The organism is Streptomyces sp. BBFR51 (assembly GCF_044591655.1).
GTDB lineage: Bacteria > Actinomycetota > Actinomycetes > Streptomycetales > Streptomycetaceae > Streptomyces.
In genome coordinates this window covers 2,974,572-2,995,652 of record NZ_CP172448.1, presented here as the reverse complement: position 1 = coordinate 2,995,652, position 21,081 = coordinate 2,974,572, and the positions used below count along the sequence as shown (strand labels likewise).

16 protein-coding genes are annotated in these 21,081 nt (G+C 71.3%); 3 read left to right on the top strand and 13 right to left on the bottom strand.

All coding sequences use genetic code 11. The annotated features are described in order from the left end of the window. Window position 1 precedes the first annotated feature (1 nt). Window positions 2-745: a hypothetical protein gene (locus ACGH7X_RS13545; RefSeq protein WP_399885041.1), complete on the top strand. Its 744-nt coding sequence runs from the start codon at window positions 2-4 to the stop codon at window positions 743-745. A gap of 71 nt (window positions 746-816) precedes the next feature. Here ACGH7X_RS13545 and ACGH7X_RS13540 read toward each other — a convergent pair whose 3' ends face one another. From ACGH7X_RS13540 to pepN, 3 genes are all read right to left on the bottom strand, one after another. Continuing rightward, a complete protein-coding gene (locus ACGH7X_RS13540) occupies window positions 817-4,110 on the bottom strand; it encodes a S8 family serine peptidase (RefSeq protein ID WP_399885039.1) in 3,294 nt (1,097 codons plus the stop codon). A gap of 282 nt (window positions 4,111-4,392) precedes the next feature. After that, complete coding sequence (locus ACGH7X_RS13535) at window positions 4,393-5,475, bottom strand: hypothetical protein (RefSeq protein ID WP_399885037.1); 1,083 nt, start codon at window positions 5,473-5,475, stop codon at window positions 4,393-4,395. A gap of 247 nt (window positions 5,476-5,722) precedes the next feature. Next, entirely contained in the window at window positions 5,723-8,305 is a 2,583-nt protein-coding gene (pepN, locus tag ACGH7X_RS13530; RefSeq protein ID WP_399885035.1) for an aminopeptidase N, read from the bottom strand. Window positions 8,306-8,450: 145 nt separating this feature from the next. Between pepN and ACGH7X_RS13525 the strand changes: the two genes are divergently transcribed. Further along, window positions 8,451-9,089: a DsbA family protein gene (locus ACGH7X_RS13525; protein WP_399885033.1), complete on the top strand. Its 639-nt coding sequence runs from the start codon at window positions 8,451-8,453 to the stop codon at window positions 9,087-9,089. Between the two features lie 54 nt (window positions 9,090-9,143). Here the strand turns inward: ACGH7X_RS13525 and ACGH7X_RS13520 are convergent, their stop codons facing one another. From ACGH7X_RS13520 to ACGH7X_RS13480, 9 genes are all read right to left on the bottom strand, one after another. After that, the gene (locus tag ACGH7X_RS13520) at window positions 9,144-9,329 is read right to left on the bottom strand and encodes a hypothetical protein (protein WP_399885031.1); all 186 of its coding nucleotides are present in this window, start codon (window positions 9,327-9,329) and stop codon (window positions 9,144-9,146) included. 83 nt (window positions 9,330-9,412) lie between these two features. Then, window positions 9,413-10,306, bottom strand: coding sequence for a TauD/TfdA dioxygenase family protein (locus tag ACGH7X_RS13515; RefSeq protein WP_399885029.1), 894 nt, complete (start codon window positions 10,304-10,306; stop codon window positions 9,413-9,415). Between the two features lie 14 nt (window positions 10,307-10,320). Further along, on the bottom strand, window positions 10,321-11,724 hold the full coding sequence (locus ACGH7X_RS13510) for an LLM class flavin-dependent oxidoreductase (RefSeq protein ID WP_399885027.1): 1,404 nt from the start codon (window positions 11,722-11,724) through the stop codon (window positions 10,321-10,323). Then, window positions 11,724-12,455 (bottom strand): ABC transporter ATP-binding protein, encoded by a 732-nt coding sequence (locus tag ACGH7X_RS13505; RefSeq protein ID WP_399885025.1) that lies wholly within the window; start codon window positions 12,453-12,455, stop codon window positions 11,724-11,726. The genes ACGH7X_RS13510 and ACGH7X_RS13505 overlap by 1 nt, the downstream gene beginning before the upstream one ends. Further along, window positions 12,431-13,285, bottom strand: coding sequence for an ABC transporter permease (locus ACGH7X_RS13500; protein ID WP_399885023.1), 855 nt, complete (start codon window positions 13,283-13,285; stop codon window positions 12,431-12,433). The genes ACGH7X_RS13505 and ACGH7X_RS13500 overlap by 25 nt, the downstream gene beginning before the upstream one ends. A gap of 5 nt (window positions 13,286-13,290) precedes the next feature. Then, on the bottom strand, window positions 13,291-14,355 hold the full coding sequence (locus tag ACGH7X_RS13495; protein ID WP_399885021.1) for an ABC transporter substrate-binding protein: 1,065 nt from the start codon (window positions 14,353-14,355) through the stop codon (window positions 13,291-13,293). A gap of 237 nt (window positions 14,356-14,592) precedes the next feature. After that, window positions 14,593-15,792, bottom strand: a complete 1,200-nt coding sequence (locus ACGH7X_RS13490) for an ROK family transcriptional regulator (protein ID WP_399885019.1) — start codon at window positions 15,790-15,792, stop codon at window positions 14,593-14,595. 432 nt (window positions 15,793-16,224) lie between these two features. Then, window positions 16,225-16,866, bottom strand: a complete 642-nt coding sequence (locus tag ACGH7X_RS13485; protein WP_399885017.1) for a superoxide dismutase — start codon at window positions 16,864-16,866, stop codon at window positions 16,225-16,227. Window positions 16,867-17,042: 176 nt separating this feature from the next. Next, window positions 17,043-18,434, bottom strand: a complete 1,392-nt coding sequence (locus tag ACGH7X_RS13480) for an amino acid permease (RefSeq protein ID WP_399885015.1) — start codon at window positions 18,432-18,434, stop codon at window positions 17,043-17,045. Between the two features lie 339 nt (window positions 18,435-18,773). Between ACGH7X_RS13480 and ACGH7X_RS13475 the strand changes: the two genes are divergently transcribed. After that, window positions 18,774-19,355 carry a biotin transporter BioY gene (locus ACGH7X_RS13475; protein WP_399885013.1) on the top strand — a complete coding sequence of 194 codons (582 nt, stop codon included), beginning with the start codon at window positions 18,774-18,776 and terminating at the stop codon, window positions 19,353-19,355. An 89-nt stretch (window positions 19,356-19,444) separates the two neighbouring features. On the opposite strand, the gene ACGH7X_RS13470 is transcribed toward ACGH7X_RS13475, so the two are convergent. Next, window positions 19,445-20,887, bottom strand: coding sequence for an amino acid permease (locus ACGH7X_RS13470; RefSeq protein ID WP_399885011.1), 1,443 nt, complete (start codon window positions 20,885-20,887; stop codon window positions 19,445-19,447). Between the last annotated feature and the right edge of the window lie 194 nt (window positions 20,888-21,081).

The window sequence follows — 21,081 nt, the reverse complement described above, 5'->3', positions numbered from 1 at the left end:
GATGGCCGCCGAACAGCACCCCGGTGGGTACGACGCGCTGATGGCCGCGATCACGGGCCAGCCGCTGCCGCCCGACGCGGGCGCGGACGCCCACGGCGAGTACCGGTCGGCGACGGCCGACGTGGCGCTGCTGCGCGAGCAGCTGGCCCTGCTCGGTGACGCCCTGGGCGAGGCCGCCCCGGCAGAGCGTTCGGCTCCGGCCCCCGTTCAGGTCCCCGCGCCGCGCCGCCGCCGTCCCTTCCGCCTCGCCCTCGGTGTCCTCGCGGCGGCCTGCGCGGGTGTCGTGGTCACGGGCCTGGGCTGGCTGGCGGTGCAGAGCGGCACCGGCGCCACCCAGGACGCGGCGGGCGACAGCGCGGCCGACAAGTCCGCGGCGCGGCCGGACAGCCCCTCCGCGGGCCGGGAGGCCGCCGTGGTCTTCGGCACCCCCCGCTACCTCGCCTGCGCCCGGCTGGTCGCCGAGGGCACGGTGACCGCCGCCGAACCGGTACCGGGCACCGCACGGCACCGGATCACGCTGCGCGTGACGCATGCCTACGCGCCCGAGGGGAGCACCGGGCCCACGACGACGTTCGTCCTGGACGACAGCCTCGCCACCCTCGCCCCCGGCCACCGGGTGCTGGTCGGCGCCCTGCGGGACCGGCCCACCCCCGACACGGTGATCACCGGCGAGGGGAACATCGCCACCGCCCGCACCTGGATCACCGCCTCCCTGCCCGAGTCCCGCACCCTCACCTGCGACTGATCCTCCCCGGAACACGCGAAAGGGGCGGGCGCCCAGCACTGAGCGCCCGCCCCCTTCCGTACCGCACCGGACTACGGCACGACCTTCCCGATCCGTACGCTGCCCAGGCCCGCGACCGTGCCGTGGGCGTTGACCAGCTGGACCCGGCCGAAGAACTCGCGGCCCTCGGGGGCGGCGGCCAGCGCGGTGACGCTGCCGGTCACCGTCGCCGAGGCGCCCGTACCGAGCTTCACCGGCGCCGAGCCGTCCACGGTGACCGAGCCGAGCGTGGCCGCGAAGTACACGTCCCGGTAGTCGTACTCCGTGCTGCCCGACGGTACCGAGTAGCCCGCGACCTCGACGGTGTACGTACCGGCGGCCGGCTTCGCGAGGGAGACCGACTCCTCCGAGTCGCCGTCGGCGGACTGGGCGACGACGGCGCCGTCCTCGTCGTAGACCGTCAGGTCCAGGTCGGCGGCCGCGTCGGAGACGCCTCCGATGGCGACGTCCAGCGACTCGGCGCCCTCGGGCACCTCGACCGTGGAGGTGGCCGTCTCGCCCTGCTCGATGGACGGACGGGACGTCTCGGAGGAGCCGAGCGGGCCGCCGACCAGCTTGCCCTCGAGCGGGGCGTACCGGTTGGTCACCGTCCAGGAGGCGTCGGCCGGGGTGCCGGCCTTGGCCTCGGGCACGGTCACGACCTCCGGGTCGAAGGCCGCGCCGAGCACGGTGACGTCCAGCTTGTAGGGGTTGTCGAGCAGCGGCGAGGTGCGCCGTGCCTCGACCTCGACCTCCCAGACACCGGGCTGCGGGTCGGCGTACGCACGCACGTCGGGGCGGCAGCCGTTGCCGTCGAGGTAGTTGTTGTAGCAGTACGGCGTGGAGGTGTTGTCGGACGGGACGCCGTACGGGTGGATGGAGATGAACCGGGTCTGGCTCTCACCCTTGAGCCCGCCGATCGCCACCTCCAGCGACTTCGCGCCCTCGGGGACGGTCACGAAGTAGGACTTGGTGCTGTTGCGCTGCACCGAGCTCTTCGCGGAGAAGTCGTACTTCAGCGGGGCGGAGACGACGACCGTGGTGAGGACCTGCTTGTCGACGCCCTGGGTGCGCGGGTCGTCGACCTCGAGGATCGCGCTCTTGAGACCGGCCGAGCCGGGCCGGGCCTCGACCTTCACGGTCACCGGCTCGTTCAGCGGCAGCTTCACCTCGTCCCGGCCGACGATCCGGAAGGTGTGCCCCGCGTTGTTCTCGAAGTCCAGCTCGTGCCGGATCGGCCGGTCGGCGCCGGAGGTACGCGTGAGCGTGATCTCGTACGTCTTCTTCTGCCCGGCCTTCAGGCCGCCCTCGCGGTCGTAGAGGCCGGTGCCGTAGCCCGGGGTCTCGAGGAACTGGTCGATCGCGGTGTCGACCGGTGCCTTCACCGTGTACTCGTGGGCGGTGGCGCCGTGCCGGATCGACTTCCAGGCGTCGGGGACGTTGATCAGGCCCGCGCCCTCCTCGTACGCCTGCACACCCTTGATGTGGTCGGCCGTGGAGGTCAGCGCCGTGCGCAGCTTCGCCGGGGTGAGGTCGATGCGGGCCTGCTCGGCCGCCGACAGGAGCAGCGCCGAGGCGCCGGCGGCCTGCGGGGACGCCATCGAGGTGCCCTGGAGCATGCCGTAGCCGGCGGGCAGGTCGTAGCCCGCCTCGGGAACCGGGGCGCCGGGCATCCAGGTCTGGATGGAGTTGACCGCGGCGCCGGGCGCGGTCAGCGTCGGCGTGAAGCCGCCGTCCTCACGCGGGCCGCGCGAGGAGAACGGCATCATCTGGTACTTGGTCTTCACCGCGGAGCCGTAGTTGGCGGCCCAGGTCTCGCGGGAGACGGACGCGCCGACGGAGATCACCTTGTCGGCGAGGCCGGGGTCGCCGATGGTGTTGGCGCCGGGTCCCGAGTTGCCCGCGGAGATGACGAGCTGCACGCCGTAGGTGTCGATGAGCCGGGTGTACAGCTCGGCGCGCGCGTTGTTGCCGTCGTTGAGGGCGGGCAGGCCGCCGATCGACATGTTGACGATGTCGACGCCCCGGTTGACGACGAGGTCGATCATGCCCTCGGTGAGCGCGACGTTGGTGCAGCCGCCGCTCCAGGTGCACGCCCGGGAGGAGACGATCTTCGCGCCGGGCGCGGCGCCGTCCATCCGGCCGCCGAACAGCCCGTTGGCGGCGGTGAGTCCGGCGACGTGCGTGCCGTGCTCGGACTCGATGACGCCGATGTTGACGAAGTCGGCCTTGGCGCCCGCGGAGTTGTAGACGACGTCCCCCCGGATCTCGACCACGAAGGGCTGGCGCTCGGCCACGTCCGTCTTCGGGTCGTCGGTGCCGAAGTACCCGACCTGGAAGCCGTCCTTGTAGGGCTTCATCGGCTTGTCGTCGGAGAAGTCGTGGTTGTTGTTCAGGTCGACGCGGACCGTGCCGGCCTTCGCGTCGTACAGGACACCCCAGGAGTCGGTGGTGTCGCCGTCCCGGTTGGCGTCGCCCGCGGCGTCACCGCCGGTGGTGTAGGACTCCAGGAAGGTGCTGACCCGGTACGAGCCCGCGGGCGCCGTCCACGTCTGCCCGCCGTAGGTGAAGGTCGGGCCGGCCACGGAGGTGGTCATCGGGCGCCAGGTCCGGTCGCCGTCGACGACGGGGTCGGTCGCGGTGATCCAGTCGACGATCTTGCGCTCGCCGGTGGTGGTCTTCTGCAGCGCCGGGTGGCCGAGGTCGACGCCCGAGTCGAGGATGCCGATGGTGATCCCGCGGCCGTCCGCCTTCGGGTACTTCTTCACGAAGTCGACGGCGCCCGTCTCGAAGGACGGGTTGTACGGGTTCTCGGCGGGCGTCCTGCGGTCCGGCGCCGGGTAGGAACGGCCCTTGTGCGAGGCGCCCTTCGCCATGTCGGCGCTCGGCGTCGGGTCGTCCAGCGGTATCTCCTCGCGCAGGTCGATGCCGTGCACGGAGGAGAGCTTCGCGGCGGCCGCGATGGCCGAGTCCGCCTTGGCGGTGGGGACGGTGGCGCGGACGTAGCCCAGCTCGTCGTAGGTGCGGCCGACGGTGCCGCCGGCGACCCCGTCCAGCTCCTTGGCCACCTGCTCGGTCCGGCCCGGCGCGGTGGCGACCATCATCGTGACGTTCTTCTCGCCGCCGGCCTTCGCCTCGGCGAGCAGGTCCGCGTCGTCGGAACCGAGCTTGTCGTGCGCGGACTTGACGACGGCGTCGACGGGGGGCGCGGTCGCCGGGCCGTCGGCGGCGAGGGCCACGGGGACGGGCCCGACCGCGGCGAGCGCGGCGACGAGGCCGGCGGCCAGGGCGATGCGGGCCGTGCGTCTCGCGCCGGGTATCGGTTCCCGCTGGGGGCTGTGGGTCATCGGCATCCCTTGTAGGTAAAGGAACGTACGGAACGACCAAGGCCGATCGGCCCTGACCGACGCAGTCCGGAATCCGATCCCGGACGACCGCTCAGCTTTACTCAAGGGATCACTGTTTGGGGAGAGTTGTCCGGGACGGGATGGAGCCATGGCGTACTTCCGCCATACGCCATCGCGGACACAAGGGGCGGGCCGTGACAATCCCGGGCCATGAGGAGGGGCCGCCGGGTTGCGCACCCCGCGGCCCCTCCTCTCCCCTCCTGGCGACGCCCCGGTCCGTCACTACCGGGGCAGCACCACGACGTACGCCGCGGGTTCCCGGTCCCCGGCCGCCATCAACGCCGTACGGACCACGGCCGCCTGGTGCTCAAGGGAGTCCCGCAGCCCGCGCGCGGTGAGGTGCACGACCGTGATCCCCAGGCGCTCCAGGTGCTCGCGCTTGCGGGTGTGTTCCGCCCGGGCGGCGTCGTCCTCCTGCTGCCGGTGGGCCCGGGTGTCCAGCTCCAGCGCCACCGCCTGCTCGGGCCAGAAGGCGTCCACGCCGCCCAGGTAGGGGCCGCCGGGCAGGCGCAGGTCGACGTTCCACACCGGCTCCGGCAGGGCGTGCTCGCGCACCATCCGGTACAGGCGCTGCTCGGCCAGCGCGCGCCCCTCGGCGACCAGCGAGTCCACGGCGTCCACCACGTGCGGGCGGCTGAGCAGCCGGGCCCGGTTCAGCTCCCGGACCACTGCGGCCGGTTCGCAGTGCCCGCCGCGCACCGCCTCCGTCAGCAGCCGGCGCACGGCGCCCGGGTCGGTCAGCTCCGCCACCGCGTCCGCCAGGGCCCGCGCCACCGGCGCCACCGGCACCCCGGTCAGCTGCACGGCGGTGGGCAGCGCGGTCGTGCGGACGATGCGCGCGCAGCCCGTCGTACGCAGCCGGCGCAGCCGCGGGACCAGGACGTCGATGAGGGCCAGGGACGGCAGCGGGGGAGCGGCGGAGAACCCGTGCAGCGTCAGCGCGGCCAGCCCCGTGATCATCGCCTCCGCGTAGGCGGGGACGGGCGGGTGCCCCGGGCCCGGCTGGACCGGCACGGACGCGGTCACGCCGGGAGCCGCACCCGGGGTCGCGCCGGCGGTGCGTTCCCGCGCCGCGTAGAGCAGCACCGCGTGCAGGCGCTCCTCGCTGGTCGGCGGCCCGGGGCGGAGCAGGACGACGTTCGGCAGGAGCTGCTGCCAGGGCCCGCCGGGACGGCACTGCTCGTTGGCCTCGGCGGCGGAGACACCGTGCGCCCGCAACTGGGCGGCCGTCATCAGGCGACGCCGGCCGTCGGCCAGGTCGTGGAGCGGGCGGGGGCGGGGGGAGAGCGGGGTGTTGTGCGTCATGACCGGGGGTTTTCCCGTGCCCGATCCGTCCCTTAACCGCTGTTACACGCCCATCGCCGAACCGGGACAAGGCCGGACTAAAGGACGGGTGTTCGGATGCCGAAACCCCTGGTCCGAACGGGTGGGACCAGGGGTTACGGCCGCAGTGCACTCATCTTGTAACGATGACTGAACGCCCAATCATTGGCCAGAGATCGGCCAGGGATCGGCCAGGGATCGGCCGGAGATCGGGGGTGCCGGCGAGGTGTCAGCGGCCCCCCGCCGCCGCGTCGTACGCCTGTGCCCGCAGTGCCCGTGCCAGGTCGTCCCGGGCCTCCAGCACCAGCCGGCGCAGCGCGGGCGCGGCGTCCTCGTGCGCGGACAGCCAGGCGTCCGTCGCGTCCAGCGTGTCCCGGGAGTCCCGCAGCGAGGGGAACAGGCCCCGGACCACGTCCATCCCGATCTGGATGGACCGCTCGGCCCACACCCGCTCGATCGCCGCGAAGTACTTCTCGGTGTACGGCGCGAGCAGTTCCCGCTGGGAGGCCTGCGCGAAGCCCGCGATGGTCGCCTCCACCAGGGCGTTGGACAGCGCGTCGGACTCCACGACCTGCGCCCAGGCCTGCGCCTTCACCGCTGCTGAGGGGCGGGCGGCCAGACAGCGCACCTGGTGGCGCTTGCCGGAGGCCGTGTCGTCGCGGGCCAGCTCGGCGGCCAGCACGCCCTCGTCGGCGGCGCCGTGTGCCGCGAGCGGGGAGAGGAACGCCCAGCGCAGCTCCTGGTCCACGTCAAGGCCGTCGATCTTCTCGGTGCCTTCCAGCAGCCCGCGCAGCAACAGCAGTTCGTCCTCGTCGGACGCCACCGACGCGAAGAACCGCGCCCACGCCAGCTGCTGCTCGCTGCCCGGCGCCGCCTCCCGCAGCTCACGCAGCGCACCCTCGCCGAGCAGCCGGCCACCGGTCTCCCGCCAGTCGGGGGCCGCGTAGTTGGTCAGCGCCGAGTTCGTCCAGGCGTGCAGCATCTGCAGGACGCCGATGTCCGACTCGCGTCCCGCGAAGCGCAGCACCAGGCCGGCGAAGTCCCGGGCCGGCAGCAGCGCGTCCCGCGTCATGTTCCACAGCGCCGACCAGCACAGCGCGCGGGCCAGCGGGTCGGTCAGCGCGCCCAGGTGCTCGCGCAGCGTCGCCAGCGAGGTGTCGTCGAAGCGCGTCTTGCAGTACGTCAGGTCGTCGTCGTTGACCAAAACCAGCTCGGGCGCCTCGGCGCCGGCCAGCTCCGCCACCACCGTGCGCGGCCCCTCGACGTCCACCTCGGCGCGCGCGTACCGCTCGAGAGCACCCTCGGCCGTACGCCGGTACAGGCCCACCGCGACCCGGTGCGGGCGCAGTTCGGGGTTCGACTCGGCGGCCTCCTGCACCACGGCCAGCTCGTCGACCGTGCCCGCCCCGCTCAGCAGCACCTGCGGGGTCAGCGAGTTGACGCCGGCCGTCTGGAGCCAGGAGCGGGCCCAGGCCGCCATGTCCCGCCCGCTGGTCTCCTCGAGCACCGACAGCAGATCACCGAGGCGCGTGTTCCCGTACGCGTGCCGCTTGAAGTAGCGCCGGGCGCCCTCCAGGAACGCGTCCTGCCCCGCGTACGCCACCAGCTGCTTCAGCACCGAGGCGCCCTTGGCGTACGTGATGCCGTCGAAGTTGAGCTTGGCGTCCTCCAGGTCACGGATGTCGGCCGTGATCGGGTGCGTGGACGGCAGCTGGTCGGCGCGGTACGCCCAGGCTTTGCGGCGGTTGGCGAACGTGATCCAGGCATCCTTGAACCGGGTCGCGCCGACGTTGGCGAACGCGCCCATGAAGTCGGCGAAGGACTCCTTCAGCCACAGGTCGTCCCACCACTCCATGGTGACCAGGTCGCCGAACCACATGTGCGCCATCTCGTGCAGGATCGTGTTGGCGCGCCCCTCGTACGACGCCCGCGTCACCTTCCCGCGGAAGATGTACTCCTCCCGGAAGGTCACCATCCCCGGGTTCTCCATCGCGCCCAGGTTGTACTCCGGCACGAAGGCCTGGTCGTACTTCCCGAAGGGGTACGGGTAGTCGAAGCGGTCGTGGAAGAAGTCCAGGCCCTGCTTGGTGATCAGGAAGACGTCGTCGGCGTCGAAGTGCGGCGCCAGACCCTTGCGGCACAGCGCGCCGAGCGGGATCTCCAGCCGGGTGCCGTCCTCGAGGACGCGCTCGTAGGAGTCCGTCACATAGTGGTACGGCCCCGCGACCACACACGTGATGTACGTCGAGATCGGCTTCGTCTCCGCGAACCGCCACACCCCGTCGGCGCGCTCACCCGCGCCGTTGCTCCACACCGTCCACTCCTCGGGCGCCCGCACCTCGAAACGGAAGGGCGCCTTGAGGTCGGGCTGCTCGAAGTTGGCGAAGACCCGGCGGGAGTCGGCCGGCTCGTACTGCGTGTACAGGTACACCTCGCCGTCCTCGGGGTCGACGAAGCGGTGCAGGCCCTCGCCGGTGCGGGAGTAGGCGCACTGGGCGTCGACCACCAGCTCGTTGTCGGCGGCCAGGTCCTCCAGGGCGATCCGGGAGCCGTCGAAGACCTCGCTCGGGTCGAGATCGCGGCCGTTGAGACAGACGGCGGTGACGCCCGGCGCGATCAGGTCGGCGAAGCTGCTCGCGCCCGGCTCGTTGCAGCGGAAGCGGATCGTGGTGACGGAGCGGAAGGTGCGGGGACCCTCGCCCCGCACGTCACCGGTGGCCGAGCGCACGTCGAGGGACACCTCGTACCCGTCGACGGACAGCAGGGCGGCCCGCTCCCGGGCCTCGTCGCGGGACAGATTCTCACCGGGCACGGGCGGCACTCCCTCGGGTGGTGTTCAGTATGCGGACAGCCCCGATCCTGCCATGCGGTCCTGACACGCGGCAGCCGGGAATGGGCGGGGCGGCCGCTCGGTTGCCCCGGGAAACGCTCGCTTGCGCCGCCTCACGAGGAGAGTCATGTCGGAGAAGACCCCCGTCGACTTCTGGTTCGACCCGCTGTGCCCCTGGGCCTGGATGACCTCCCGCTGGGTCCTGGAGGTGGAGAAGGTCCGGGACATCAAGGTCCACTGGCATGTGATGAGCCTCGCCGTCCTCAACGAGGACAAGCTCGACGACCTGCCCGAGGACTACCGCGAGCTGCTCTCGACCAAGGCGTGGGGCCCGGTCCGCGTCGTCATCGCGGCCCAGGAGGAGCACGGCCAGGAGGTGCTCGGCGACCTCTACACGGCGCTCGGCACCCGCATCCACAACCAGGAGCAGGGCCCGGGCAAGGACACCGTCGCCGCCGCCCTGAAGGACGCCGGCCTGCCCGAGTCCCTCATGGACCACTGGGACACCACCCCGTACGAGCCCCAGCTGCGCGCCTCCCACAAGGAGGGCATCGACAAGGTCGGCCAGGAGGTCGGCACCCCGGTCATCGCCGTACCCGGCGCCGACGGCGGCCAGCTCGCCTTCTTCGGCCCGGTCGTCACCCCCGCCCCCAAGGGCGAGGACGCGGCCAAGCTCTGGGACGGCACCCTCGCCGTGGCCTCCGTGCCGGGCTTCTACGAGATCAAGCGCACCCGCACCAAGGGCCCGGACTTCAGCAACCTCTGACCCGACCACGCCCGGTTCCCCACGCCGTTTTCACGGGGCGCGGGGAACCGGCGGTCAGCCCTCCTCGGGCAGCGTCGCGCGGAGCCACCACCGATTCTTCCGCTGGGTCCGCCGGCAGCCGTCGTACGTACAGCGGTGGTAGGCCTTGGCGACGAAGACCTCCCCGTCCAGCGGCTTCTCGAGCGCCAGCCGCGCCGCTGCCTTCTCCTCGTCCCCCTCCAGCTCCCGGAACTCGTGCATCGTGTCGCCGCAGTTCGGACACCGGGCGCCCTACCCACGGGGGTCTTCCTCAGGCTCCTGTCCGGTTCCGGTTCCGGTTCCGGTTACGCGGCGAGCGGGGTGTAGTGCGAGGCGTCGCCCTCGATCGAGTAGCTCTCCTTGCCCTCGATGCCCACCGGCACGGGGCCGGCGAGCGTCACGCGGTGCAGTCGGCGCGGCCGTCCGTCGTAGTTGTCGATGGCGTAGTGCTGGGTGATGCGGTTGTCGAACAGCACCAGCTGGTTCTCCGACCAGCGGTGCCGCAGCACGTTCTCCGGGCGGGTGACGTAGGACTGGAGCAGTTCGAGCAGCTTGCGCGACTCGCCCACCGACAGGCCCGTGATCCGCTGCGCGAACCCGCCGATGAACAGTCCGCGCTCGCCGGTCAGCGGGTGGACGCGCACCACCGGGTGCGCCGTGCGGTACTTGATCGAGGTGAACTGGGACCGGTGCGCGGCCTTCTCCGCGTCGATGTCCTCGTCCGCCACCGCGTAGTCGTAGTCGTTGGTGTGCTCCGCCCACAGCCGGTCGGCCAGCAGCCGCAGCGGCTCCGGCAGGTCGCGGTAGGCGCCCGCCGAGGACGCGATCAGGGTCTCGCCGCCGTACGGCGGGACCGTCAGGCTGCGCAGCGAGGTGGCCTGCGGCGGGTTCAGGACGAACGTGACGTCGGTGTGCCAGTGGTTGGCACGGCCCCGTTCGCTGTCCACCGGCAGCACGTTGGGAGCCCCGTTCACGGCGCCGACGGTCGGGTGGGCGGTGGTGAGGTCCCCGAAGGAGCGCACGAAGGCCTGCTGGCCCTCGTCGTCGAGGTTCACGTCGTCGAAGACCAGCGCCTTGTGCTCGGCCAGGGCGGCCCCCAGCGCGGTGACGGTCACCTTGTCCAGCGGCCGGGAGACGTCGACACCGGACACCTTGGCGCCGATACGGGAGGTGATCTTGCTGATCCGCAGATCGGTCATGATGAGGTCCTCTCTCAGATGCGGGTGAGTGCGGCCGAATCCCCGGGCCCGGCCGGAGCCGGAGCCGGAGCCGGGGCCGGATCCGGGTCCGTGGACTGGGGGACGTACTGGTTGCGGGGCCGGGGCAGGCCGTAGCGCTCGCGCAGCGTCTGCCGGGGCCCGTACCCGGTGCGCAGCAGACCCCGCTCGCGCAGGATCGGGACGACGTGGTCGACGAAGGTCTCGAGGCCCGAGGGCAGCACCGGCGGCATGATGTTGAAGCCGTCGGCCGCCCCCCGCGTGAACCACGACTCGATCTGGTCGGCCACCTGCTCCGGCGTCCCCGTGAACGTCAGATGGCCACGCCCGCCGCCCAGCCGCCCGATCAGCTGCCGCACGGTCAGGCTCTCGCGCCGGGCCAGCTCCACGATCAGCGTGTAGCGGCTCTTGGCGCCCTCGATGGCACTCTCGGGCGGCAGGCCGTCCGGCAGCGGACCGTCCAGGTCCAGGCTGCCGGGCTCCAGCCGCAGCAGGTCCTCCAGGCGCCGCACCCCGTGCGCGTGCACGATGTGGTCCTCGAGGACCTGCTCCGCGGCGCGCGCCTCCGCCTCGGTGGAACCGATCACCGGGACGATGCCCGGCAGCACCTTGATGTGCTCCGGATCGCGTCCCGCACGCCCGGTGCGGGCCTTGAGGTCGGCGTAGAAGGACCGCGCGTCCTCGATCGTCTGCTGTGCGGTGAACACCGCCTCCGCGTACCGCGCCGCGAAGGCCTTGCCGTCCGCCGAGGAGCCGGCCTGCACCAGCAGCGGGTAACCCTGCGGCGTACGGGGCACGTTGAGCGCGCCCTCGACACTGAAGTACGTCCCCCTGTGACGCGGCGGATGGATGCGGGCGTCGTCGCCCCACACACCGGCCGCCTTGTCGGCGAGGATCGCGTCGTCCTCCCAGCTGTCCCACAGCTTCAGCGCCACGTCCACGAACTCGGCGGCGCGGGCGTAGCGTTCCGCGTGCGCCGGCTCGGCGTCCAGGCCGAAGTTGCGGGCCGCCTCGGCCCCGGCGGTGGTGACGATGTTCCAGCCCGCCCGGCCACCGCTGATGACGTCCAGCGAGGCGAACTTGCGGGCCAGGTTGTAGGGCGAGTTGTAGGACGTGGACGCCGTCGCGATGAGCCCGATGTGCTCGGTCGCCGTCGCCAGCGCGGTCAGCAGGGTGAGCGGTTCCAGCGCGCCGGCGGGCCGCTGCGCGAGGTTGCTCCACAGCTGCGGGCCGTCCGCGAGGAACAGCGAGTCGAACGTGCCCCGTTCGGCGGTCCGCGCCAAGTGCACGTAGTGCGCGAGACTCACGTGCGCGTACGGGTCGCTCTCCGGCAGCCGCCACGACGCCTCGTGGTGGCCGGTGTTCATCAGGAACGCGTTCAGATGCAGCCGGCGGGTCATCAGTGGTCCTCCGTCACACCGAGCGCGGCCAGCAGCCGCTCCCGGTACTCACCCAGCACCGGCTCCCGGTAGGAGCGCGGATGGGGCCGGTCGATGGTCAGGTCGAGTCCGATACGGCCGTTCTCGAGCACGAGAACCCGGTCCGCGAGCACGATCGCCTCGTCGACGTCGTGGGTGACCAGCAGCACCGAGGGCCGGTGCCGCTCCCACAGCTCGCGCAGCAGGTTGTGCATCCTGATCCGGGTCAGGGCGTCGAGCGCGCCGAACGGCTCGTCGGCGAGCAGCAGCTGCGGCTCCCGCACCAGGGCCCGCGCCAGGGCCGCACGCTGCGCCTCGCCGCCGGACAGCTCCCCGGGCCAGGCCCGTTCGCGTCCCTTGAGGCCCACCTCGGCCAGGGCGGACCGGCCCTGCTCGGCGGCCTCCTTGCCCCCGGCGCCGAGCAGTACGTTGTCCAGCACCCGGCGCCAGGGCAGCAGCCGGGAGTCCTGGAAGACCACCGACACTCGCTCGGGCGCGGACAGCCGCCCCTCGCCCTCGACACCGTGGTCCAGGCCGGCCACGGCCCGCAGCAGCGTGCTCTTGCCGGAACCGCTGTGCCCCAGCAGCGCCGTGAACTGGCCCGCGGGCAGTTCGAGATCGATGCCGTCGAGCACCGTACGCCCCTCGAAGGACCTGGTCAGGCCGTGCAGCCGGACGGCCGGACGGTTCAGCTGCTCAGTGTGCGTCGCCACGACAGCACCCTCCGCTCGATCAGACGGACCACGCTGTCGGAGACCAGACCGAAGACGCCGTAGATCAGCAGGCCGACGAGGATCACGTCCGTCTGGCCGTAGTTCTGGGCCTGGAACATCATGTAGCCGAGACCGCTGGTGGCGTTGATCTGCTCCAGCACCACCAGGCCCAGCCAGGAGCCGGTCACGCTGAGCCTGAGCCCCACGAAGAAGCCGGGCAGCGAGCCGGGGATCACCACCTGGCGCACGAACCGCAGCCGGGACAGCCCCTGCACCTCGGCCAGTTCGACGTAGCGGCTGTCGATGCCGGACAGCGCGGCATGCGTGTTCAGGTACATCGGGATGTACACGACGATCGCGATGATGGCGATCTTGAAGGTCTCGCCGATGCCCAGCCACAGAATGAACAGCGGGATCAGACCCAGCGTCGGCACGGCCCGGTTGAGCTGCACCGTCCCGTCGATCAGGGCGTCGCCCACCCGGCTGAGCCCGGCGGCCAGCGCCAGCAGCACCCCGGCGCCGAGCCCGATCGCGAACCCGATCGCCGCCCGGCGCAGCGAGGTGACGACATCGGTGGCGAGCGTCCCGTCCGCCCACAGCCGGCCGGCCGTCTCCACCACCGTCCAGGGCGCCGGGATCGCACCGGGGTCCAGCGCCCCCGCGGCGGAGGCGACCGTCCACAGGACGACCACCAGCAGGGGGCCGGTCAGCCGGGCGGCGGGCCACTGCTTCCCGGGTGAGAGCCGGCGGCGCCGGCGCACCTGGTGGGCGTCCTCCTCGACGACGACCGCGCTTTCGGCGGCCACGGCGTCGGTCACTGCGCTGGTCACGGCGCTCACCTCCGGTACTCCGCCGTCGCGGCCCGCGCCGCGACGGCCTCGAAGCGGCGGTCGAAGAGCCGCGTCACGTCGAACTTCTCCACGAAGCCGCCCTCCGCCAGCAGATCCGCCGTCTCCTGCTCCCACTTGATCGCCTCGTCCCAGCTCGGCGGGAACAGCGGCTTGTTGGCCAGTTCGGTGACGGCCTTCGCCTGCGCGAGGGTCAGGTTCTGCGTCTTGACGTAGAACTCCTCGTTCCACTCGTCCGGGTGTTCCCACGTCCACACCAGACCCTTGACCCACTGCGGGATGTAGGCGGCGACGGCGGCGGCCTTCGCACGGTCGTTCAGTACGGACTGCGGTGCCCACAGCAGGCTGAGCAGGTCGACCACGTCGGTCTCGATGGTGTGCGCGCCCTTGGACCCGTACTGCTTCAGATAGGCGGGTGCCTGGCTGTTGGCGAGCGGGGCGATGTCCACCTGACCGGACTGGAGCGCGGTCAGGAACTGGTTGCTGGTCAGTGGCACCAGTTCCACCTGGTCGTATTCGAGCCCCGCCTCCTTCAGCGCCCGCAGCAGCACGACGCCCTGCGCCTGCCCCTGCGAGAAGGCCAGCTTCTTGCCCTCGAAGTCCGCGGTCGTACGGATGTCGCTGCCGGGTTTCGTCGCGAACAGATAGTTGGGCTTGCGGGTGACGTTGATCGCGACGATCTTCGCGTCGAAGCCCTGGTAGTACGCCTGTATCGGCGGGATGCCCGCGTTGTTGGCGAGATCGAGGGACTTCGCGCGGAAGGCGTTGATGACATCGGGTCCCGCACCGATGTTCAGCCAGTCCGACACCTCGAACGGAACTTTCAGACGGGCCAGTTCGAACTGGATCTGCTGGGTGTCCTGATAGGAGGCGATCTTCAGGCTGGTGCCCTCGGGCACCTTGGTGGCGAGCGGAGCGGTGGAGGCCCCCTTCGTTTCGGCGGCGGCACTGCCGTTGGCGCAGCCGCTGAGACCGGCGACGGCTGCCGAGGCGCCGATCAGCGAGGTGAGAAAGAGGCGTCGGTCAATGCCTGTGACAGGCGGAGAGGGCATGGGAGAACTCCCTGATCTCATACGGAAGGGGGCACAAGGGCAGCCGGGAAGGCGAAACGGCGAAACAGGTGGGGACAGGCTTGGGGGCATGCGGAATTCCGGTGACGGGAAAGGGAATTCACGCAGCGGGATACGCGCTCCGGGCGCGCCGGGGCGTCAGCAACAGAGAGTGCGACAGCTCATGAGGTGAATGCTTCCGGTCATCGGCGATCCATGTCAACATTCCGCGTTTCTGAATTAAATAGCCTCAGGTGAAGCGCCCAGCGGGTCCCGGTACAGCACGTCCAGAACGACCGAGCCCCCCGCGACGGCCAGCACGGAATCGGCGAAGCTCGTCGGGAAGACGTCCGCCGCGCGTTCCGAGCCGACCGCCTCCCGCAGCGCGGCCAGGCAGTCCTCCCGGTGCATGGCGCCGATCTCGGTCACCACGACCGTCTCCGGATTGAGCACGTCGAGCAGCAGTCCCGCGGCCCGCCCGGTGGCCCGTGAGCGCTCCAGCAGCAGAGCGGCGGCCACCGGGTCACCGGAGTTCGCCGCGGCGAGCACGTGCCGCGGATTGACCCCGTCGGTGATCCGGGCCGCACGGGCCCGGCGGCACAGGGTCCGCTCGCTCAGCTCCGCCTGGAGGCAGCCGGCACCCCCGCACTCGCACGGTTCGCTGCCGCCGGGCACCGGCAGATGCGCGATCGCGCCCGCCTGCGAACGCGGCCCGTGGTGCACCTCGTCGTGCGTGGCGAACGCCGCGTCGACCACGTTGCCGACGAAGAGGTGCAGCACGCTCCCGCTGCCGCGCGCCCGCCCGAACAGCCGCTCACCGTTGACCAACGCCCGTGCGTGGCCGTCGACGTGGACCGGCAGTCCGGTCAGCGCACCGAGTACCTCACGCACCGGCACGTCCCGCCAGCCCAGCAGCCCGTGCTCGACGATCGTCCCGGAGTCCCGGTCCACCCAGCCGCCGGCCGCAAGACCGACCCCGAGCGGCCGGACGTCCCCGGCCTCGGCGAGCATCGCCGCCAGTGCTGCCGCCGCGCCGGACAGCACCCGCTCGGGGTCGGTGCTCTCGTGCCTCAGCTCCCGCCGCCGCACCACCCGGCCGCGCAGGTCGAGCAGCGCCACCGTCGTGTACGGGACGGCCACGTGCATCCCGCCGACCACGAACCGCGAGTCGTCGAGGTCCAGGGGCACGTGCGGGCGCCCGACGCCCCTCGACCGCCGGGGCGACTCGGCCTCGCGGACCAGCCCGAGCCGGGTGAAGCGGGCGCAGTAGTCCGTCACGGACGCCGGGGACAGCCCGGTCAGCCGGGCGATGGTGCTGCGCGCCACGGGGCCGTGCTCCAGCACGGAACGCAGGACGACACTGGCGCTGGCCCTCCGCCGGTCGCGGTCGGCGCCGCGTGGAACGGGGGAAGCGAGCGGGGGTGCCGCGGTACGGGGCATGGCTGGGTCTCCTCCGGAACGGGTCCGACACTGCGCCGTCTGAACGGATCGAGGCGCGCCGGATCCACTCCGCCCGCCTCACGGATCTGATGACTCGTACGCCGGGGGGCATCCGAACCGGTACGGCAGCACGCCGAACCGGCGGTGTCGCCCCGTCAGCTCACGCGTGTACGGAGACAGGTGGCAGTGCCCTGGCGCCGCAGGTCGACATAGCGACGCGACGTGAAGTTCCGGGCCTGGGCAACCATGTGTTCGAAGCTAGCAAAGCGGAACCGCCCTGCCCAGACGGCGACCGACGGGCGAGACGGAGGGCACCGGCAGGCATGACAGAAGGCCCCCGCGAGTCACGTCCTCACGGGGGCCTTCCTCATTCCGCCTGCCCGGTGAAGGTTGAGAAGACGATCACGAGGCAGGGCGATCAGGAGACGACTCTCACGGCGCCAGCAGCAGTGTGTTGGTGCGGGACTTGGCCGCCTCGTAGCGCTTCGCCACGTCCTGCCAGTTGACGACCGCCCACATGGCGTCGATGAAGTCGACCTTCTGGTTCCTGTACTGCAGGTAGAAGGCGTGCTCCCAGGCGTCGAAGACCAGGATCGGGGTGGCGCCCTGGCCGACGTTGCCCTGGTGGTCGTAGACCTGCTCGACGATCAGCCGGCCGCTCAGCGGTTCGTACGCCAGCACCCCCCAGCCCGAGCCCTGGGTGGTCGCGGCGGCCTTGGTGAGCTGCGCCTTGAAACCGGCGTAGGAGCCGAAGGACTCGGCGATCGCGTCGGCCAGCTCGCCCACGCCGTCCTTGTCCAGGGGCTCGCCGCCACCGTCGCCGGTCATGTTGTGCCAGTAGATCGAGTGCAGGATGTGGCCGGAGAGGTGGAAGGCCAGATTCTTCTCCAGGCCGTTGATCGAGCCCCACGTCTCCTTGTCCCGCGCCTCGGCGAGCTGCTCCAGCGTGTCGTTGGCGCCCTTGACGTAGGCGGCGTGGTGCTTGTCGTGGTGCAGCTCGATGATCTCGGGGCTGATCACGGGGGCCAGCGCGGAGTAGTCGTACGGCAGTTCAGGAAGCGTGTAGACGGACATGGCGGATCCCCTCCGACCTCTTATTGCAAAAGGCTTGCAAGTGCACGCTAGCAGCAAGAGGCCTCGAAGGCGCGGAGGGGCGGGCCACCCGAAAGGACCCCGTGCACCGGAAGGGGCCCCCGCACGTGTCCGTGCGGGGGCCCTCGATGCGTGTCGGGGTGTCGGGGTGTCTTCGGCTAGGAGGAGAGGTCCCGGGCGCGCCGCCGCTGCCGGGCGTAGCCGACGGCCGCCAGGGCCAGCGTCATCCCGCCCGTCGAGTACAGCTGCACCCGCGTGTCCGGCTCGCGGGCCATCAGCACGAACACCGCGGCCATGCCCGCCAGCGCCACCCAGGTCAGCCACGGGAAGCCCCACATGCGCACGACCAGCTTCCCGGGCGCCTCCCGCTCCAGGCGGCGGCGCAGCCGCAGCTGCGCGGCGGCGATGAAGATCCAGACGACCAGGATGACCGCGCCGATCATGTTCAGCAGCCAGGAGAAGACGTCGTCCGGCCGCCAGTAGCTGAGCAGCACGCACCCGAAGCCGAAGAGGGAGGACACCAGCACCGCGATCCGCGGCACCCCGCCCGACACCCGGCCCAGCGTCTTCGGACCCTGGCCGCGCTCGACCAGCGAGTAGCCGATGCGCGAGGCGCCGTAGATGTTGGCGTTCATCGCGCTGAGCAGCGCGACCAGCACCACGATGTTCATGAGCTGACCCGCGCCCGGAATGCCCAGCTCGTCGAGGGCGGCGATGTACGGGCCCTTCTCGACGACCTCGGGGGAGTCCCAGGGGACCAGGGTCACGATGACCGCCATCGAGCCGATGTAGAACAGCGCGATGCGCCACATCGCCGTGCGCACGGCACTCGCCACGCCCTTGACCGGGTTCTCCGACTCGGCCGCGGCGATGGTCACCGTCTCCAGCCCGCCGTAGGCGAACACCGAGGCCAGCAGGCCGATGATCAGACCGTTGCCGCCGTTCGGCAGGAAATCGCTCAGGTGGGAGGTGCCGGGAGCGTCGGTGCCCGGCAGGATGCCGCAGATCGCCAGCACGCCGAGTACCAGGAACAGCGAGATGGCGCCGACCTTGAGGGCGGCGAACCAGAACTCGAACTCGCCGAAGTTCTTCACGGCGGCCAGGTTCGTCCCGCAGAACACCACCATGAACAGCGCCACCCACGCCCACTCGGGCGTGCCCGGCAGCCAGCCGTGCACGATCTGCGCGGCGCCGATGCCCTCCAGGCCGACGGCCGTGCACAGCAGCACCCAGAACGCCCAGCCCGCGGTGAAACCGGCCCAGGGGCCGATCGCCCGCTCGGCGTGCGCGGAGAAGGAGCCCGAGGAGGGATACGCGGCGGACATCTCGCCCAGCATCCGCATCACCAGCATCACGAGGAGACCGGAGACGGTGTAGGCGACGACGATGGAGGGCCCGGCGGCGGCGATGCCGGCCCCGGAGCCGACGAACAGCCCGGCGCCGATCACCCCGCCGAGGGCGATCATCGACAGGTGGCGCTGCTTGAGGCCGTGGGACAGGGAGGCGTCCGCCGGCTGCTGCGGCGCCTTGCTGGTGGTGCTGTGGGACATGGAGCGGCTCGTCCGATGCGTGGGGGAGGGGCGGGCTGGGGCAGGGCAAAAACGCCCACAGTCTCAGGGGTCGCGCCGGTCGGCGACAGCGACCGCCCACGATACGGACGGCGCGCATACGGAATGTGATCGTCCGAATGCGGGGTTCCGCCTGCCTCGTGACGCCCGCCTCACCCCCTTGGTGACCGGTGTCACCCCCGATCACGTGTATCGCGCGCCCTTTGTCGAGAGCCCACCAAGCTTGCGAGCGGGCCTTTGTCGAGCGCTGCTGGTGATCGGACCCGGCCGCTGGGATAGCGTCGCGGTGTCCCGACATGTCCACACCACCGCGGAGTCCCCATGAGCACCGCTGCCGTTTCCGCCCGAACCGGGCAGGTCCTCGCCGACCTCATCCCCTCCTCCCGAGTCCGGGACGTCGCGCTCGTGGCCGGCGGCGCCGTGCTCACCGGCGTCGCGGCCCAGATCGCGGTGCCCGTGCCCGGCTCCCCGGTGCCGGTGACCGGCCAGACCTTCGCCGCGCTGCTCGTCGGCACCTCGCTCGGCGCCCGCCGCGGCCTGCTCTCCCTCGCCCTCTACGCCATGGTCGGCATGGCCGGCGTGCCCTGGTTCGCGGAAGGCGGCTCCGGCACCGCCGCCCCGTCCCTCGGCTACGTCTTCGGCATGCTGCTCGCCGCCACGGCGGTGGGCGCCCTGGCCCGCCGCGGCGCCGACCGCTCGATGCTGCGCACGGCCGGCACGATGCTGCTCGGCGAGGCGATCATCTACGCCGTCGGCGTGCCGTACCTGGCCCTCGCCGCCGACATGTCCCTCACCGCCGCGATCGCGGCCGGCCTCACCCCGTTCCTGATCGGCGACGCGCTGAAGGCCGCGCTGGCGATGGGCGTGCTGCCCACCGCCTGGAAGCTGGTCGACAAGCGGTAGGACGCCGCAGGCCCACGAGAAGAGGCTCGCCGGATCGCAGCAGCGACCCGGCGAGCCTCTTTCACGTATGCGCGTGATTCCGGCGGACGTCAGTCCTTCCCGGCGACGGCCTTCTGTGCGGTGATCCGCTGCTTGACGAAGGCGACCACGAGGACGAGCGCGGCGACGAGCAGCGACAGCAGCACGGTGGTGCGCCCGTCGTGCTCGGTGTCGGTCAGCATGTACCCGAGCACGAAGACGATCACGGCGGCGGCCGCCCACGTCAGGTACGGGAACAGCCACATCCGCACCACCAGCTTCTCCGGCGCCTCCGCCTGGATGATCTTCCGCATCCGCAGCTGGGACAAGCAGATCACCAGCCACACGAAGAGGGCGACGGCGCCGGAGGAGTTGACGAGGAAGAGGAAGACGGAGTCCGGGAACTCGTAGTTGAAGAAGACGGCGACGAAGCCGAACACCACGGAGACCAGGATCGCCGTCCGCGGCACCCCGCGCCGGGTGGTGCGGGCGAACGCCTTCGGGGCGTCACCGCGCTCACCGAGCGAGAAGGCCATGCGCGAAGCCGTGTACAGCCCGGAGTTCAGACAGGACAGCACGGACGTCAGCACGATGAAGTTCATGATCTGACCGGCGTTCGCGATCCCGAGGGAGTCCAGGGCGGCGACGTAGGAGCCCTTGTCGATGATCGACTGCGAGTCCCACGGCAGCAGGGCGATCACGACGAAGATGGAGCCCAGGTAGAAGACGGCGATACGCCAGATGATGCTGTTGGTCGCCTTGGTCACGGCCCGCTGCGGGTCCTCGGACTCACCGGCGGCGAGGGTGGGGATCTCGCTGCCCATGAAGGAGAAGACGACGAGCAGCACACCGGTGAGGATGGCCCCGGCCCCGTTCGGCAGGAACCCGCCGTGCTCGGTCAGATTGCCCAGCCCCGCCTGCTCGCTGTCCACGCCGGGCAGCACCCCGAAGACGGCCAGGCCGCCCACGACGATGAACGCGGCGATCGCGACGACCTTGATCCCGGCGAACCAGAACTCGAACTCGCCGTAGGAGCCGACCGAGGCGAGGTTGGTGGCGGTCAGCACGAGCATCACGATCAGGGCCCAGCCCCACTGGGGCACGGCCGGTATCCAGCCCTCCAGGATCTTGGCCCCGGCGGTCGCCTCGACGGCCAGCACGACGACCCAGAAGAACCAGTAGAGCCAGCCGATGGAGAACCCGGCCCAGGGCCCGAGCGCCCGGTCGGCGTGTGCGGAGAAGGAACCCGAGGTCGGGTTGGCGGCCGACATCTCCCCGAGCATCCGCATCACCAGCACCACGAGCGTGCCGACGAGGGCGTACGAGAGAAGGATGCCGGGGCCCGCGGTCGCGATTCCCGAGCTGGAGCCCACGAACAGCCCGGCCCCGATGACCCCGCCAATGGCGATCATCGAAAGGTGGCGGTTCTTGAGCCCGGCCTGAAGTCCTGATCCGGGTCCGGAGGGGCCCGTGGGCCCGTCCTCGGGCTTCGTCAGGGTCGGCTGCGAAGTCATGGGGGGTTTTCCTTTGCGCCGGTCGAGCACTTTCTCGTACGAGCGGTGTACGAGCCGGACCAGTGAAACGGAGGTGACTGAATTCGGGAACCTTCGAATCCGGATCGTTACTTGAGCTTTCCCTGAGGTTCCAAAGCTCTACGTACCCTTCCCAGAGCCCACACCCGACGCTGCCGCCCCGAGGGCCGCGTGTC

Bases quoted from the DNA above. Each gene is read 5' to 3' on its own strand.
- ACGH7X_RS13545 (WP_399885041.1), top strand. From the start codon at position 2: ATGGCCGCCGAACAGCACCCCGGTGGGTACGACGCGCTGATGGCCGCG.
- ACGH7X_RS13540 (WP_399885039.1), bottom strand. From the start codon at position 4,110: ATGACCCACAGCCCCCAGCGGGAACCGATACCCGGCGCGAGACGCACG.
- ACGH7X_RS13535 (WP_399885037.1), bottom strand. From the start codon at position 5,475: ATGACGCACAACACCCCGCTCTCCCCCCGCCCCCGCCCGCTCCACGAC.
- ACGH7X_RS13525 (WP_399885033.1), top strand. From the start codon at position 8,451: ATGTCGGAGAAGACCCCCGTCGACTTCTGGTTCGACCCGCTGTGCCCC.
- ACGH7X_RS13520 (WP_399885031.1), bottom strand. From the start codon at position 9,329: ATGCACGAGTTCCGGGAGCTGGAGGGGGACGAGGAGAAGGCAGCGGCG.
- ACGH7X_RS13515 (WP_399885029.1), bottom strand. From the start codon at position 10,306: ATGACCGATCTGCGGATCAGCAAGATCACCTCCCGTATCGGCGCCAAG.
- ACGH7X_RS13510 (WP_399885027.1), bottom strand. From the start codon at position 11,724: ATGACCCGCCGGCTGCATCTGAACGCGTTCCTGATGAACACCGGCCAC.
- ACGH7X_RS13495 (WP_399885021.1), bottom strand. From the start codon at position 14,355: ATGCCCTCTCCGCCTGTCACAGGCATTGACCGACGCCTCTTTCTCACC.
- ACGH7X_RS13490 (WP_399885019.1), bottom strand. From the start codon at position 15,792: ATGCCCCGTACCGCGGCACCCCCGCTCGCTTCCCCCGTTCCACGCGGC.
- ACGH7X_RS13485 (WP_399885017.1), bottom strand. From the start codon at position 16,866: ATGTCCGTCTACACGCTTCCTGAACTGCCGTACGACTACTCCGCGCTG.
- ACGH7X_RS13480 (WP_399885015.1), bottom strand. From the start codon at position 18,434: ATGTCCCACAGCACCACCAGCAAGGCGCCGCAGCAGCCGGCGGACGCC.
- ACGH7X_RS13475 (WP_399885013.1), top strand. From the start codon at position 18,774: ATGAGCACCGCTGCCGTTTCCGCCCGAACCGGGCAGGTCCTCGCCGAC.
- ACGH7X_RS13470 (WP_399885011.1), bottom strand. From the start codon at position 20,887: ATGACTTCGCAGCCGACCCTGACGAAGCCCGAGGACGGGCCCACGGGC.